General features: G+C 68.0%; 12 protein-coding genes and 1 pseudogene. 3 read left to right on the forward strand and 10 right to left on the reverse strand.

All coding sequences use genetic code 11. The features are described 5' to 3' along the window. Nucleotides 1-2 precede the first annotated feature (2 nt). Nucleotides 3-1,083: pseudogene (locus tag QO058_RS17870) on the forward strand (sn-glycerol-3-phosphate import ATP-binding protein UgpC). A 198-nt stretch (nucleotides 1,084-1,281) separates the two neighbouring features. Here the strand turns inward: QO058_RS17870 and QO058_RS17875 are convergent. The 5 genes from QO058_RS17875 to QO058_RS17895 all read right to left on the reverse strand — a co-directional run bounded on the left by QO058_RS17875 (nucleotide 1,282) and on the right by QO058_RS17895 (nucleotide 6,979). Then, nucleotides 1,282-1,920: a thioredoxin family protein gene (locus QO058_RS17875; protein ID WP_432211949.1), complete on the reverse strand. Its 639-nt coding sequence runs from the start codon at nucleotides 1,918-1,920 to the stop codon at nucleotides 1,282-1,284. Between the two features lie 40 nt (nucleotides 1,921-1,960). After that, complete coding sequence (locus QO058_RS17880) at nucleotides 1,961-4,123, reverse strand: protein-disulfide reductase DsbD family protein (RefSeq protein ID WP_284167622.1); 2,163 nt, start codon at nucleotides 4,121-4,123, stop codon at nucleotides 1,961-1,963. A gap of 72 nt (nucleotides 4,124-4,195) precedes the next feature. Next, complete coding sequence (gene rfbB, locus QO058_RS17885; RefSeq protein WP_284167623.1) at nucleotides 4,196-5,251, reverse strand: dTDP-glucose 4,6-dehydratase; 1,056 nt, start codon at nucleotides 5,249-5,251, stop codon at nucleotides 4,196-4,198. Continuing rightward, a complete protein-coding gene (gene rfbC, locus QO058_RS17890; RefSeq protein WP_284167624.1) occupies nucleotides 5,248-5,826 on the reverse strand; it encodes a dTDP-4-dehydrorhamnose 3,5-epimerase in 579 nt (192 codons plus the stop codon). Before rfbC ends, rfbB begins: the two co-directional genes overlap by 4 nt. 31 nt (nucleotides 5,827-5,857) lie before the next feature. Next, on the reverse strand, nucleotides 5,858-6,979 hold the full coding sequence (locus QO058_RS17895) for an anhydro-N-acetylmuramic acid kinase (protein ID WP_284167625.1): 1,122 nt from the start codon (nucleotides 6,977-6,979) through the stop codon (nucleotides 5,858-5,860). Between the two features lie 119 nt (nucleotides 6,980-7,098). Here QO058_RS17895 and QO058_RS17900 point away from each other — a divergent pair, with 119 nt between their 5' ends. Continuing rightward, the gene (locus tag QO058_RS17900) at nucleotides 7,099-7,449 is read left to right on the forward strand and encodes a PepSY domain-containing protein (protein ID WP_284167626.1); all 351 of its coding nucleotides are present in this window, start codon (nucleotides 7,099-7,101) and stop codon (nucleotides 7,447-7,449) included. Nucleotides 7,450-7,451: 2 nt separating this feature from the next. On the opposite strand, the gene QO058_RS17905 is transcribed toward QO058_RS17900, so the two are convergent. Genes QO058_RS17905 through QO058_RS17920 form a run of 4 tightly spaced genes read right to left on the reverse strand, consistent with a single transcriptional unit; the run spans nucleotide 7,452 to nucleotide 12,469 of the window. Further along, nucleotides 7,452-7,655, reverse strand: coding sequence for a hypothetical protein (locus QO058_RS17905; RefSeq protein ID WP_284167627.1), 204 nt, complete (start codon nucleotides 7,653-7,655; stop codon nucleotides 7,452-7,454). Nucleotides 7,656-7,713: 58 nt separating this feature from the next. Further along, the gene (locus QO058_RS17910; protein ID WP_284167628.1) at nucleotides 7,714-9,324 is read right to left on the reverse strand and encodes an ABC transporter substrate-binding protein; all 1,611 of its coding nucleotides are present in this window, start codon (nucleotides 9,322-9,324) and stop codon (nucleotides 7,714-7,716) included. A gap of 38 nt (nucleotides 9,325-9,362) precedes the next feature. Continuing rightward, complete coding sequence (locus tag QO058_RS17915) at nucleotides 9,363-10,946, reverse strand: ABC transporter substrate-binding protein (protein WP_284167629.1); 1,584 nt, start codon at nucleotides 10,944-10,946, stop codon at nucleotides 9,363-9,365. Next, the gene (locus tag QO058_RS17920) at nucleotides 10,943-12,469 is read right to left on the reverse strand and encodes a serine hydrolase domain-containing protein (RefSeq protein ID WP_284167631.1); all 1,527 of its coding nucleotides are present in this window, start codon (nucleotides 12,467-12,469) and stop codon (nucleotides 10,943-10,945) included. Before QO058_RS17920 ends, QO058_RS17915 begins: the two co-directional genes overlap by 4 nt. Before the next feature lie 228 nt (nucleotides 12,470-12,697). Here QO058_RS17920 and QO058_RS17925 point away from each other — a divergent pair, with 228 nt between their 5' ends. Further along, the gene (locus tag QO058_RS17925) at nucleotides 12,698-13,009 is read left to right on the forward strand and encodes a hypothetical protein (protein ID WP_284167632.1); all 312 of its coding nucleotides are present in this window, start codon (nucleotides 12,698-12,700) and stop codon (nucleotides 13,007-13,009) included. A gap of 12 nt (nucleotides 13,010-13,021) precedes the next feature. On the opposite strand, the gene QO058_RS17930 is transcribed toward QO058_RS17925, so the two are convergent. Continuing rightward, complete coding sequence (locus tag QO058_RS17930) at nucleotides 13,022-14,308, reverse strand: four-carbon acid sugar kinase family protein (protein WP_284167633.1); 1,287 nt, start codon at nucleotides 14,306-14,308, stop codon at nucleotides 13,022-13,024. Nucleotide 14,309 lies beyond the last annotated feature (1 nt).

Raw genomic sequence — 14,309 nt, forward strand, 5'->3', positions numbered from 1 at the left:
TTATGGCTCAGGTCACGCTCAACAACGTCAAGAAGATCTATGCCGGCGGCGTCGAGGCCGTGAAGGGCGTCTCCTTCGACATTCCCGATGGCGGCTTCTGCGTGCTCGTCGGCCCGTCCGGCTGCGGCAAGTCGACCTTGCTGCGCATGGTCGCCGGGCTGGAGACGATCTCGGCCGGCGAGGTCGCGATCGGCGACCGCGTCGTCAACCAGGTCGAGCCGGCCGACCGCGATATCGCCATGGTCTTCCAGAACTACGCGCTCTACCCGCATATGAGCGTCTACGACAACATGGCCTATGGCCTGCGCAACCGCGGCACGCCCAAGGACGAGATCGAGAAGCGCGTCGCCGAGGCCGCGCGCATCCTCGCGATCGAGCCCTTCCTGCAGCGCCGCCCGCGCCAGCTCTCCGGCGGCCAGCGCCAGCGCGTCGCCATGGGCCGCGCCATCGTGCGCAAGCCGCAGGTCTTCCTGTTTGACGAGCCGCTTTCCAACCTCGACGCCAAATTGCGCGTGCAGATGCGCGTCGAGATCAAAAAAATTGCAGCGGGCGCTCGGCGTCACCGCGATCTACGTCACCCACGACCAGGTCGAGGCGATGACGCTCTCCGACAAGCTGGTGGTGATGAATGGTGGCCAGGTCGAGCAGATCGGCGTGCCGTCGGAAGTCTACCGCAAGCCGGCGAGCCGCTTCGTCGCGACCTTCATCGGCTCGCCGCCGATGAACCTGCTGGCGGCCAAGGTCGACGGCGCCGGCATCATCGCGCTCGGCGACGCCCTCCTGCAGGCGCGCGATCTGCGCGAGGACTTAGCTGTTGGCACCGCGGTCGAGGTCGGCCTGCGACCCGAGGACATCGAGATCGCCTCGGAAGGCGCCGCCGGATCGCTGCCCTTCGACGTCGAGTTCATCGAGGAACTCGGCGCGACCCAGCTCTTCCACGGCCAGCTCGCCGGCAAGCCCTTCGTCATGCAGGCGGCGACTGGAGAGGTCGCGGCCCAGCCCGGGCGGCTCTGGATCTCCGTCGACCCCGACAAGGTCCACGTCTTCGATGCGGAAAGCGGCGTCAGGCTGGGGCGGGCATAAGGCGATCGAACCTCAGCAGAGAATCCCTCTCCTGGAAGGAGAGGGGCAGGGGTGAGGTGTTCGGACTGAAAACGTTGGCCTGAACCTGACCGCGCGGTGAGCGCTCGCGGAACTAGTCCAGCAGCCTACACCTCACCCTACCCTCTCCTTACAGGAGAGGGTTTCCCGCACTCTTCTTGGCAGCCGCCGCGCCCGGCCTCAGCTCACCGGCGCGTATTTCACGACGCAGCCATAGGCTTTGGTCGCGGGCTCCGAGACCGCCTTGCCGGCCTTGAGCTCGGCCACGGCCTGGCGGACATAGCTCTTGGCGCCGGTCAGGCTGGAGGCGCTCGATGACGGCTTGTCGTCGATCGCTCCGGCATAGGCGAGCGTGCCCTTGGGATCGATGATGTACATGTGCGGCGTCGTCTGCGCGCCGTATGCCCGCGCCAGCTGGCTCTTTGGATCGAGCAGGATCGAGGCCGGGGCCGCGTCACGGCTCTTGCTCAGCTCCTTGGCCTTGGCCGCGTCGACATGGCCCTGCTCGCCGGCCGGCGAGGAGATCACCGAGAGCCAGACGATGCCGTCCTTGGCCATGTCCTTCTGCAGGGTCTGCATGGTGGCGCTGTTGTAGTGCTTCCGGACATAGGGGCAGTCATGGTTGGTCCATTCGAGGACCACCGTTTTGCCGGCATAGTCCGAAAGCTTCTGCAGCTTTCCGTCGACGTCGACGACCGAGAAATCGGGAGCCTTGGCACCGGGCTTGGCCGCGCTCTGGGCGAAGGCGGCGCTGGAGGCGAGCGCCAGCGCGGTGGCGGCAAGGCCGGCGAGGAAGGTCTGTCTGCTCACGGCTTTCATCGTCAGTCTCCCTGTTGAGTTGAAATGTCGGGGCTTGGCTTCACTTCTGGCTGGATGCGGTCTTCACCTCTTTGCCGGCGGCGCGCTGAGCGGCGCTCACCACGGTCTCGGGCGTCAGCAATTGCGGCAGCACCTCGGCCTGCGCGCCCTTCGTGCCGGGGTAGAACAAATAGAGCGGCACGCCGGCGCGGCCGTACTCCGCCAGCGTCGCCGCGATCGCAGCATTGCGATTGGTCCAGTCGGCCTTGAGATAGGCGACGCCGAGCTTGGCGAAGGCGTCCTTCACCTCCTGGCGCGACAGCGCGACGCGGTCATTGGCGAGGCAGGTGATGCACCAGGCGGCGGTGAAGTTGACGAAGACCGGCTTGCCCTGCGCCTGCAACTCCGCGACCCGCGTCGGCGACCAGACACCCGGCGCTTCCATTCCGGCCTGCACGGTCGGTTGCGCCGGGGGCGTCGCGCTTTCGATCACGAAGGCCGAGGTCGCGCCGACGAGCAGGATGGCGGCTACAGCCGCGACGGCGCGCAAGGCTCGGCCACTGCCGCGCGTCACGCCGACCAGCCAGAGCGCGAAGCCGGTGATGAGAATCGCGACCAGCGCGGCGAGCGCCCCGTCGGCGCCGGCCTGCATGGTCGCGACCCAGATCAGCCAGATCGCGGTCGCGAACATCGGGAAGGCGAAGGCCTGCTTCAGCACGAGCATCCAGCGGCCGGGCTTCGGCAGCAGCCGCAGCAGTCCGGGGGCGAAGGAGAGCGCGACGACGGGCGCGGCGAAGCCGAGCGCCAGGGCCATGAAGATCGACAGCGCCGCGGCTGGCGGCTGCGTCAGCGCATAGCCCATTGCCGCGCCCATGAACGGGGCGGTGCAGGGCGTCGCGACGACGACGGCGAGCGCGCCGGTCATGAAGGCGCCGACCGGACCGCTCCGGCTGGCGAGCCCGTCGCCGACGCCTTGCAGCTTGCCGCCGATCTCGAAGGCGCCGATCAGGTTGAAGCCGATCAGCGTCATCAGCACGGCGAGCAGGATGACGAGCGGCGGCGACTGCAATTGGAAGCCCCAGCCGGCGCCGACTGCGATCACAGCTGCGCCCAGCACGAAGAAGGTCGCGAGCACGCCGGCGAGGAAGAGCAGGCCCTGTTGGCGCACTTCGCTGCGGCTCGCCTGCGCGATCTGCGCGAAGCCGAGCGCCTTGATGAACAGCACCGGCAGCACGCAGGGCATCAGATTGAGGATCAGCCCGCCGGCGAAAGCGAAAACCAGCGCCAGCAGGAGCGTCAGGTCCTCGGTCGGAGGCGGCGGCAGCGTCACCTTTGCCGGTGCTTGCGCCGGAGCGGCTACTGCCTGCAGCAGGACCGGCTCGACCTCGGCGCTGAGCATCAAAGCGCGCTTGTTGCCGCCTTCCTCGAAGGTGAGGACGCCGTCGGTCGTCGGCGTGCCCACCTTGAAGGCAGTGGAACGGGTGAGGGTGACCGCGCCGTTCGCGACGGGCTGCTCGGCCGCATGCTCGATCAGCGTGTCCAGGACCGGGAAGAAGCGGATATCGCGGGCACCGGCCGGCAGGCCGGGCAAGGTGAGCGCGAGCTTGTCATCGCCCTTCGCCGTCAGCCTGGCGGTGAAGCCGGCCGGCTTTGGCAGCGCGGCGATGGCCTGATCGATCTGCACCTGCGCGGCAGTGTCGACTTGGGCTGCTGCCGCGATCGGCAAATCGAGCGTAAAGGCGCCCTCTTCGGGAATGCAGATCTTCTCGCAGACCAGCCAGGTTGCCTTGGCCGAGAGCGTCAGGGTCTCGCCGGGCCTGGCATTGGCCGGGACGGAGATCTCGACGGGCAGCAGGACATTGCCCTCGAAGCCGAAATTGACGAGAGGCTCGACCCGGATCGCCTTCGGCGGCGGCCATTGGATCGCGCCGGCGCTGATGCCCTCCGGCAGCACCCACTCGATCCGCGTCGCTTCGCCGGAATCGCCGGGGTTCTGCCAGTAGCTGTGCCATCCGGGCGCGAGCTTCTGGGTGAGCGCGACCTGGAAACGCTCGCCCGGTGCAACCACATCGCGGCTCGACAGCAGCGTGGCGGTGACGCGCGGCGAGGTCACGGCGGCGGATTCAGCCGCGAGCAGCGGCGTGGGCACCAGCAGGGCCAGCGCCATGGTGGCGCGCTGCAACAGCCGGATAACAGTCCGGCGCGGGAGGCTCGTCGCGGTCATGCCCACCAGATGCCCGCTTCCATCGGGAAAAGCCAATGACAAGCGGGTGATAGCGGCGCGAGGTCGCAGGCTTCAGCCCGCCCCGAGCCGCTCGCCGCGATAGACGCCGGAGCGGATCCGGCCCCACCAGTCGCGGTTCTCGAGATACCAGGCGATCGTCTTGCGCAGCCCGCTCTCGAAGCTCTCCTGGGGCCGCCAGCCGAGCTCGCGCTCGATCTTGCTGGCGTCGATCGCATAGCGCTGGTCATGCCCCGGCCGGTCGGCGACGAAGCGGATCAGGTTTTCGCGCGGGCCGATGCCGGCATCGGGCGAAAGCTCGTCCATCAGCGCACAGATCGCCTTGACCACCTCAAGATTGCTGCGCTCGGCCGAGCCGCCGACATTGTAGCTCTCGCCGATCCGCCCGCTCTCGGCGATCAGAGCGAGTGCGCGCGCATGATCCTCGACATGCAGCCAGTCGCGGACCTGGGCGCCCGAGCCGTAGACGGGCAGCGCCTTGCCCTCGAGCGCATTGAGGATCATCAGCGGGATCAGCTTCTCGGGGAAGTGATAGGGCCCATAATTGTTCGAGCAGTTCGAGAGCACGACCGGCAGGCCATAGGTGTGGTGCCAGGCGCGGGCGAGATGGTCGGAAGCCGCTTTCGAGGCCGAATAGGGCGAGTTCGGCTGGTAGGGCGAGGTCTCGCTGAACAGCCCGTCCTCGCCGAGCGAGCCGAAGACCTCGTCGGTCGAGATCTGGTGGAAGCGGAAACCGGCCTGGTCTTCGGCCGGCAGGGTGCGCCAGTGCCGCAACGCCTCCTGCAGCAGCACGAAGGAGCCGACGATATTGGTCTCGATGAAAGCCGCCGGCCCGTCGATCGAGCGGTCGACATGGCTCTCGGCGGCAAGGTGCATGACGATGTCGGGCGCGAATTCGGCGAAGGCGTGCCGCATCGCCGCGGCATCGCCGATATCGGCTTGCAGGAAGGTGAGCCGTGGATCGTTTGAGACCGGCTCAAGATTGTCGCGATTGCCGGCATAGGTCAGCTTGTCGACGACCAGCACCTGATGCGGCGTCTGACGGATCAGATGGCGCACCACGGCCGAGCCGATGAAGCCGGCGCCGCCGGTGACGAGATAGCGCTTCACGGCCGGGCCTCCCAGCGGAACGGGCTGGTGAAGCCTGAAAAGCCGGGGAGAACAGCATCCTTGCCCGAGAGCTGCGCCTCGGCTGCGATGACGGGCCAGTCTATCGCGAGGTCTGGGTCGTTCCAGGCCAGGCCGCCTTCGGTTTCCGGAGCGTAGGGGCCGTCGACCTTGTAGATGACCTCGGTACCCGGCTCGAGCGTGCAGAAGCCATGGGCGAAGCCGCGCGGCACGAAGAGCTGCTCGGCGCCCTCGGCCGTCAGCGTAACGGCACACCATTTGCCATAGCTCGGCGATCCCACGCGGATATCGACCGCGACGTCGAAGATCGCGCCCTTCAGGACCCGGACCAGCTTGGCCTGCGCCGCCGGCGGGGCCTGGAAGTGCAGGCCGCGCACCACGCCGCGCGCCGCCGAGAGCGACTGGTTGTCCTGGACGAAGACGGTGCCGATGCCGGCCGTGGCGAAGGCCTCGGTGCTGTACGTCTCCATGAAGTAGCCGCGCGCATCGCCGAATTTTTTCGGCCTGATCAGCAGGACGGCCGGAATGGCGAGGGGCTCGAAGGCGAACTTGCTCATGCTGCCCTTGAACCCTCGCCGGCGCGCGCCGTCAACGCCCGGGCGCGATCCGCCCGCCGGTCATCGGCTCAGTTACGCCGGTGGTCAGCGGGAAGGAGATCGGCAGGCCGGCCTTGCGGCGCATGGCGAGGAAGGCGAAGCACTCCGCCTCGACCGCATCGCCGCGCCAGCCGACGGCTTCGGCCGGAACGGCCTCGGCGCCGCTGCGCGCATTGAGCGCCGCCATGATCGCCGGATTGCGCCGCCCGCCGCCGCAGACGATCAGCCTTTCCGGCCTGACTGGGAGCAGATCGAGCCCGCGCCCGACCGCGCCGGCGGTGAAGGCGGTCAGCGTCGCCGCCCCATCCTCGAAGGAGAGGCCCTCGGCCATGGCGGCGGTGAAATCGTGGCGGTCGAGCGACTTCGGATAGGGGGCGAAGAGGTAGGGATGTTCGAGCAGGCGCGCGAGCCTGGCTTCGTCGACGGTGCCGGCGAGCGAGAAGGCGCCGTCGCGGTCCATCTCGCCCTTGCCATGCTGCTTGATCCAGTCGTTGAGCGGCGCATTGCCCGGGCCGGTATCGAAGGCGAGCACGCTGTCGGCATCGGCGAAGGCGCTGAGATTACCGACGCCGCCAAGATTGAGCACGGCAGTCTCCTGCCCGGCGCCAATGCTGTGCATCAGCGCGGCATGATAGCTCGCGACCAGCGGCGCGCCCTGGCCGCCGGCGCGGACATCGCCCGTGCGGAAATCATAGACAACGTCGATGCCGAGTTGCCCCGCCATCAGCGCGCCGTCGCCGAGCTGGCGGGTGTCGCCCTTGCGCTCCCTGGTCGGGGCGCGATGCAGCACGGTCTGACCATGGAAGCCGATGGCCGCGACCTCGCTCGCAGCAATGCCCTCGGCTGCCAGAAACTCAGAGACGGCCTCGCCTTGAGCCAGCGTCAAGGCGCGCTCGGCCTGCGCGAAGATCGCCGGCTCCGGCCCCTCGAAACGCCAACCGAGCGCGGCCTGCACCGCCTCAGCCAGCAGATCGCGAACTTCCTGGCGGTAAGGCGAGAGCCGCCACGGCCCGAATTCGGCGACCGCAGCGCCATCAGTGCGGATGGCGGCGATGTCGATATTGCCGTCGAGGACCGTTCCGGTCATCAGTCCGATGGACCAGGCTGGCTGCATGCCGCATCTCCGTATCGTCCAAGACGATGCCTGTCACAGGCAAAGTCCGCCCGCAATCCCGACCCGATTCCGACCCAATCGCCACCTATCCAAAGGCGAACCCGCCTTGGAGACCGGCTATGCCGACCCGTCGCTTCGTCTTGATCGCCTGCCTGGGTCTCGTTCCGACCGCGCCCGCTCTCGCACAGGTATTAAGCGGAGAGATTGGTGCGCCGCCGCTCGATGTTCCGCCACCCGACGTGCCGACGTTGCCGCCATACCCGCCCCGGTCGCCTGAAGCCGGCGAGGATGACTATGGCATCAGCCGGCGCGAGGCCGTGCGGATCGCTCGCCGCAACGGTGTGGTCGATGTCGAAAGCGTCCGCCGCCATCGCGGCGTCTGGATCGTCTCGGGTACCGATGATGACGATGAGGACATCCGCGTCGTCGTCAATGACGAGGGCGACGTCGTCGCGGTCAGGCGCGACTGAGTTCAGCCTGTCAGCAGCGCTGCGTCGAAGGCGTCCTGCAACATCTCCCGGCATTGCCGCGCCTGCTCTCGGCTCGGCTCATGCAGGATGTGCGGGGTGATGTCGGCGAGATCGCGCAAGGCGAAATCAATCGCCGACATGAGGTCGAGCGCATCGCTCTCGGCGACCGGCTGCTTCAACGGACGGAACTGTAGAACCTGACCCATTACATGTCTCACGAGACTAAGAAGGCGAATCGTTCTGCTGAGTCTCGTCCGCAATCGGTCAGGAACCGGTTAACGCCGCGTCGGCGTCACTTCTTTCGATGTTCCAGAACAGCATTACCGGCGCCGCCAGCACCCCGGAGACATTGGCGCGCCTCGCGTAGGGCTGGTCGAACTGGCCGAGCACGCGATAGGGCTGCATCTCGGCGAGCCTTTTATGCAATACCTCGACCGCCGCCTTGCGGGCGGCATCGTCGGGCGCATCGACCACGGCGCCACGCAGTTTCTCGGCTTCGGCGTCGCAGGGCCAGCCCGCCCAGGCTTTCTCGCAGCCCATGTTGGTGCCGATATTGGTCATCGGCGACTGCATGGTCGCGCCGGAGGCATAGGTCACGAACAGGTTCCAGCCGCCCTGGTCCGGCGGGCTCTTGTTCTGCTGGCGGGTGGTGACCGTGCCCCAGTCGGAGAACTGCACCTCGACATTGACCCCGGCCTTCTTCAGCTGGGCGGCGGCAACCTCGGCCATCCGGCCGATTGCGGCGATGTCGTTGCTGGTCGTCAGCACCAGCTTCTCGCCCTTGTAGCCGGCTTCGGCCAGGAGCTGCTTTGCCTTCTCCAGGTCCGGCTTGGCGTAGCCTTCTGTCCCGGCCTCGGTGCCGTTCGGGCCGCCGCAGATGAAGTAGGCGGCGCAGCGCTTCCACCATTCCTCGTCGCCGAAACCGCCGGCCAGGAACTCGGCCTGGTCGGTGGCATAGGCCAAAGCGAGGCGCGCCTTGGGATTGTTGAACGGCGGATGCAGGCTGTTTGGCCGCAGCATCACCTGGTTGGCGAGATTGGAATAACGCTCGACCTTGACGTCCTTTGCGGCAGCGACCACCGGGATCAGGTCCTGGCTCGGCTGCTCCCAGATATCGATCTCGCCGGTCTGCAAGGCGGCCGCAGCCGTCGCCGCATCCGGCATGATCATCCACTCGACCCGGTCGACCTTGACGACGCGCCCGCCGGCGAGCCCGTCGGCCGGCTCCGCGCGCGGCACATAGTCAGCGTTCTTGTCGTAGACGATCTTGGCGCCGCTGCGCCATTCGGCCCGGTTGAACTTGAACGGGCCGGAGCCGATCGTCTCGGTCACCGGCTTCGTCGGATCGGTCGCCGCATCGGCCTCGCGCATGATCACCGGGATCTGGCCGACGGCCGAGCCGAGCGCGAATGGCACCAGCGCCATCGGCTTCTTCAGCTTGAGGGTGAAGGTCCTGTCGTCCTTCGCCTCCATGCCCTCGGTGTATTCGCCGAGCTTGCCGCCGATCGTGTCGCGCACCATCCAGCGCTTCAGCGAGGCGATAACGTCGCGCGTGGTGACCGGCTGGCCGTCATGGAATTTCAGGCCCGGCCGCAGCGTGAAGCTCCAGCTGAGCCCGTCCGGCGCGGTCGAAAAGCTCTCGACCATCTGCGGCTTGGGCTGGAGGTTGGCGTCCCAGGCGAACAGCGTTTCGTAGATCATCAGCCCGTGCATGCGGGTGATCACGATCGAGGCGGCGACCGGGTCGAGCGTCTTCAGGTCGGCATGCGGCGCGACCCGCAGCACAGACTTGGGCGCCGGCTGCGCGTGTGCGCCGGCCGTCAGAATGAGCGCGGTCGCGCCGACGAGAGCGGCGGCGAAGCGGGATCGGATCATGTTGATCTCCTTCCAGGCGGGCGAAGCGCAGGATGCGCTCATTTCTTCTCGATGTTCCAGAACAGCATCACCGGCGCCGCCAGCACGCCCGCGACATTGGCGCGCCGCGCATAGGGCTGAACGAACTGGCCGAGCACGCGATAGGGCTGAACCTCGGCGAGATGCTTGTGCAGGGTCTCGACCGCCGCCTTGCGGGCGGCATCATCCGGCGCATCGACGACGGCGCCGCGCAGCTTCTCCGTCTGCGCATCGCAGGCCCAGCCGGCCCAGGCCTTCTCGCAAGCCATATTGGTGCCGACATTGGTCAGCGGCGACTGCATGGTCGCGCCGGGGATGGTGGTGACGAAGAGATTCCAGCCGCTGCGGCCGGGTGCACCGCGATTCTGCTGGCGCGTCGCCACCGTGCCCCAGTCCGAAAACTGCAGGTCGATGTTGAAGCCGACTTTTCTCAGGCTGTCGGCCGCGACCTCGGCCATGCGGCCGATCGGCGGGATGTCCATGCTCGACATCAGCGCCAACGGCTCGCCCTTGTAGCCGCTCTCCGCCAGGAGTTGCCGCGCCTTGGCGAGGTCCGGCTTGGCGAAGCCCTCGGCGCCCGCCTGCGTGCCGTTCGGGCCGCCGCAGATGAAATAGGAATTGCAGCGCTGCCACCATTCCTCGTCGCCGAAGCCGCCGGCCAGGAATTCGGCCTGATCGGTGGCATAGGCGAGGGCGAGACGGGCCTTGGGGTTGTCGAACGGCGGGTAGAGGTGGTTGGGCCGCAGCAGCGCCTGGTCCGGCAGGCTGGCGTAACGCTCGACCTTGACCTCGCGGTTCCCGGCGATCACCGGCACCAGATCCTGGCTCGGCTGCTCCCAGATATCGATCTCGCCGGTCTGCAAGGCCGCGGCTGCTGTCGCCGGATCGGGCATGATCAGCCATTCGACGCGATCGACCTTGACGACGCGGCCGCCGGCGAGGCCATCGGCAGGCTCCGAGCGCGGCACATAGTCGGGATTCCTGTCGTAGATGACCTTGACGCCGCTGCGCCATTCGCTGCGGTTGAACAGGAAAGGACCGGAGCCGACCGCCTCGGTGATCGGCTTCAGCGGATCGCTCGTCGCATCGCTCTCGCGCATGATCGCCGGGATGTTGCCGACGGCCGAGCCGAGCGCGAACGGCACCAGCGCCATCGGCTTGTTCAGCTTGAGCTGGAAAGTCCGGTCATCGACCGTCGTCATGCCCTCGGTGTATTCGCCGAGCTTGCCGCCGATCGTGTCACGCGCCATCCAGCGCTTCAGCGAGGCGATCACGTCGCGTGTCGTCACCGGCTGGCCGTCATGGAATTTGAGGCCAGGCCGCAGCGTGAAGCTCCAGCTCAGCTTGTCTTCCGAGGTCGAGAAGCTCTCGACCATCTGCGGCTTCGGCTGGAGGTTGGCGTCCCAGGCGAACAGCGTCTCGTAGATCATCAGCCCGTGCATGCGGGTGATCAGCACCGAAGCTGCGACCGGATCGAGCGTCTTCAGATCGGCGTGGGGCGCGACGCGCAGCACGTTTTTCGGGCCGGACTGCGCCTGCGCCCCGGTAGCGAGCAGCAAGGCGGCCGCGCCGATCAGTGCGGCAGCGAGGCGGGATCGGATCATGGTCGGCTTTCTTGGTCGAGGCGGTTGAAGTGCAGGATGCGCGAGCGGTGGCCTGCGAGGCGCAGACTCCCATCCGGCTGCAGCCACAAGCAAGGCCGGTGCCGCCAGGGACCGTGCTTCAGGTCGGCCAGCGCCCGCCCGCCGGGCAATGGCGTCAGCCGGGTCTCCAGGCCGATCGTCCCGGCCCAGGGCCAGGATGCCGTGCCATCAGGGCGGATGGCGATCTCGACGCCGAGCCTGTCGTCGCGCCAACGCCCGATTAGGCGCTCGTCGAGCTTGATATCGGCCGGCACCGGCAGTAGGCGGCGGGCGACGCCGCCGATCGCCCCAGTGAGCGCGCCGTCCGCTTCTGCCCTGAGAGCAATCTCGAGATAGGCTGGCAGGCTGCGAAGCCCACCGTTGCCGTCCGAGACGAGCTTCTCGTACCCGCCCATGAAGCTGATCGCACCACCGGCGAACTCGGCCCAGGACGGTCCCTCTTCCGCTGCGTAGAGCCCAGCCGGGACAGTGTCGGGATCGCTGGGCAGTGCCTCGCCGGTCAGCGCCGCCAGCACACGCAGCGCCGGCCAGAGCGCATCCTCCTCGCGATTGGTCAGCACCACGACGCCGACACCCATGTCGGGGGCCATCAGCATGTGGTTGCGGTAGCCGGTCAGTGATCCGCCATGGCCGATGATCCTGATACCGCCGAGCCGGCTTGCGACCAGGCCGAGCCGGTAGCCGCTCTCGCTGCCATCGGCGAACTGGCGCGGTGCGGCGAGCCGGTCGAGCAGCCCCGCATGAGAGCCGCGCCCGGCCATCAGGCCCGCCGCCCAGCGCGCCAAACCGGCCGCGCTGCCGGCCATGCCTCCCGAGGCCGAGAAGTTGAAGCCGTAGAAGCCGCGCCGCCAGCCTTGCCCGTCATGCCAGTAGCCGGTGGCGAGGCCGGGGACGACCTCGGTCTCGTCGGAGACGAAGCGGATCGGTAGCGCAGCCGGTGCCATCAATTCGTCGACCAGTTGCGCCGCGCCCTTCCCGGTCCGGCGCTCGAGAATCGCCTGCGCCAGCCGCCAGCCGGTGTTGGAATAAGCCATCTCGGTACCGGGCTCGGCATTGAGCCCGGGCAGGCGGCAGGCGGCGGCGAAAATCTCGCTGCTGGACAGGCTCGTGGTGAAGGGCGTGCCCAGCTGCCAGAGCGCCTCCATCATGTCAGGCAGCGCGCCGGTCATGTCGAGCGCCCGGCCAAGCGGGACGGCTCCCAGCGCCGCCGGCAGCTCCGGCAGGAAACTGCCGAGCGTCGCCTCCAGCGGCACGCCGTCGCGCAGCAGCAAGGCGGCGCAGATATGCTTGCTGATCGAGGCCAGCCGGTTCTGCGTGTCGGGGGTGAAGGGCAGGCGGTGCTCGATCACGGAAAAGCCGCCGCTGGCGCTCTCGCGCACGCCGTCGCGGTCGAACAGCACAATGGCTCCGCCAGGCCCGCCTTGCCGCGTCCAGGGTTCGGCGATCGCCTGCGCCTCGCTGCGCCCTTTTATCCAGTCGACCATGCGCGTCTGCTCTCCGGCGATCCGTCCCGGATGGAACTGTCGCGGATGTAGGGGCGATTAGGCAATCCTCTGGCCATGCATCGGTGTCTGGCCCGCTCGTCATGAAAGCGGCACAATCGCTGGTCGATGCTGTCGCAGGCGTGCCCGCGCGGCGGCGTGCTGGACCGCATCCCGACTCTGTCGGAGACTGCGGATTTCATGAAGAGATATTGAGGAGGCGGATTGAGCATGAGACGCGCATTTATTGTCGCCGCAGCTATTGGCCTTGCCGGTATCGTAGCGGGCTGCTCGCAGCCTCAGCGCTTCGGAGCCCCGCCTCCCGGTCTTGCACCCAGCGGCGGCGCGGCGGCCAAGCGAATCGCCAGCGATGGCGCCGGAGGTCTGCAGCTGCCGGACGGGACTCGTGTCCAGACCGACGCGACCGGCGGCTTCTCCCTGCCCAACGGCGCCTATGTCCGGCGTGATCGCTCGGGCGCGCTCAATCTGCCGAACGGTTCACGCTGCGTGCCCGATGGCCAGGCCGGTTACGTCTGCCCATAAGCTCGGGCCGGCTCAGCCGGTTTCGGCAACGCGATTGAAGAAGTCGGGCGTGCCCATCTGGCCGCCCTTCAGGACGATATCGAGGCCGTCGAGCCTGGGATCGTCGCTATGGGCGCGGCAGAGCGGCGCGCCGGGTGTGCAAGGGGAGCGGTAGGACAGCCCCCAGAGATCGAGCGCGCGGATCGCCAGCGTCGAGGTGTCGCCGCCGGCGACGACCAGCCGCACGATCCGCGCCTCTTTCATGATCGCGCGCAGCAGCGCGCCGGTCGAAGCTGCGACCTTGCCGGTCTCGGCCGGTGCGCCAGCCGGCTTGTCGGTGATCAGCATGACATTGCGCTCGGCCAGGCCGGCGAGCGCCTCGCGACGGAGTGCGTCGAGATAAGCGGGTTCGCCGATCAGTCGCGCCGGATCGATCGCGAGCATCTGATAGCTCGATGCGTTCTCGACCTGAACGCGGGTGACCGGCGAAAGGCTGCCGACGAGAGCGAGCAGATTGCCCCCGGAGACAGGCCGGGGGAGTTTCGGCATCGCGGCCTGCTCAGCCCGCGGGAAGCCGGCGAAGGCCTGCGCGACCGAACTCGGGCCGATCGCCAGCATAGGCCCGGCCATCATGTGCTCGCGCAGCAGAGTGCCGATCGCCGCCAGATCCGAGGGGCGCGAGACGTCGAAGAGCACGGCGTCGGGCTGCGCCGCCAGCGCCGTGTCCAATGCCGAGCCGGCCCCGTGGCTCTCGTGACTGCGATAGTCGACCAGGGCGACACGCTCCAGCCCCTGTGCCGCCAGATGCCGGCGCAGATCGGCCTCTCCCATCGGCGTCACCGGATGGACGCTCATGGTCGGATGGCGGTCGATGCGGTGGACGCTGCCGCCCGCCCCGGCTGCGGCGAAGAGATTGCCGAAAAGGCAGTAGCGCCCGAGATTGGGCTGGCCGCCAATCACCGGCAGCAGCGGATTGGGGAAATGAGGCCGCAAGGCGCGCGCCGCAGCGCCGAAGCTGCCGATCCCTGGCGCGCTGTCGAAAGTCGAGCAGCACTTGTAGTGCAGCAGCGAGATGCCGAGCTTGGCGAAGAAGCGCCCGGCCTTGTCCAGCTCCCGCGCCATCGCCTCCGGCGGCATCGCCCGCGTCGCGCCGGCGATGCCGACGGCATCGAGCGGCCCGGCGCTGGCGAGTTGTCCGGCTGTCGGAATGCGCAGGAAGAGCAAGGCGCGCTGGCCGGCTTCCGCCAATGTGGCGAGCGTATCGGTGGCGCCGGTGAAATCGTCGCCATACCAGCCGTAACGGGGCCCCGCTTCCGCCATG

The sequence above is a fragment of the Bosea vestrisii genome (assembly GCF_030144325.1).
Lineage (GTDB): Bacteria > Pseudomonadota > Alphaproteobacteria > Rhizobiales > Beijerinckiaceae > Allobosea > Allobosea vestrisii_A.

Coding starts and splice junctions, on each gene's coding strand:
- QO058_RS17900 (WP_284167626.1), top strand. CDS start 7,099: ATGCCGACCCGTCGCTTCGTCTTGATCGCCTGCCTGGGTCTCGTTCCG.
- QO058_RS17910 (WP_284167628.1), bottom strand. CDS start 9,324: ATGATCCGATCCCGCTTCGCCGCCGCTCTCGTCGGCGCGACCGCGCTC.
- QO058_RS17875 (WP_432211949.1), bottom strand. CDS start 1,920: ATGAAAGCCGTGAGCAGACAGACCTTCCTCGCCGGCCTTGCCGCCACC.
- QO058_RS17880 (WP_284167622.1), bottom strand. CDS start 4,123: ATGACCGCGACGAGCCTCCCGCGCCGGACTGTTATCCGGCTGTTGCAG.
- QO058_RS17930 (WP_284167633.1), bottom strand. CDS start 14,308: ATGGCGGAAGCGGGGCCCCGTTACGGCTGGTATGGCGACGATTTCACC.
- QO058_RS17920 (WP_284167631.1), bottom strand. CDS start 12,469: ATGGTCGACTGGATAAAAGGGCGCAGCGAGGCGCAGGCGATCGCCGAA.
- QO058_RS17895 (WP_284167625.1), bottom strand. CDS start 6,979: ATGCAGCCAGCCTGGTCCATCGGACTGATGACCGGAACGGTCCTCGAC.
- QO058_RS17915 (WP_284167629.1), bottom strand. CDS start 10,946: ATGATCCGATCCCGCCTCGCTGCCGCACTGATCGGCGCGGCCGCCTTG.
- QO058_RS17905 (WP_284167627.1), bottom strand. CDS start 7,655: ATGGGTCAGGTTCTACAGTTCCGTCCGTTGAAGCAGCCGGTCGCCGAG.
- rfbC (WP_284167624.1), bottom strand. CDS start 5,826: ATGAGCAAGTTCGCCTTCGAGCCCCTCGCCATTCCGGCCGTCCTGCTG.
- QO058_RS17925 (WP_284167632.1), top strand. CDS start 12,698: ATGAGACGCGCATTTATTGTCGCCGCAGCTATTGGCCTTGCCGGTATC.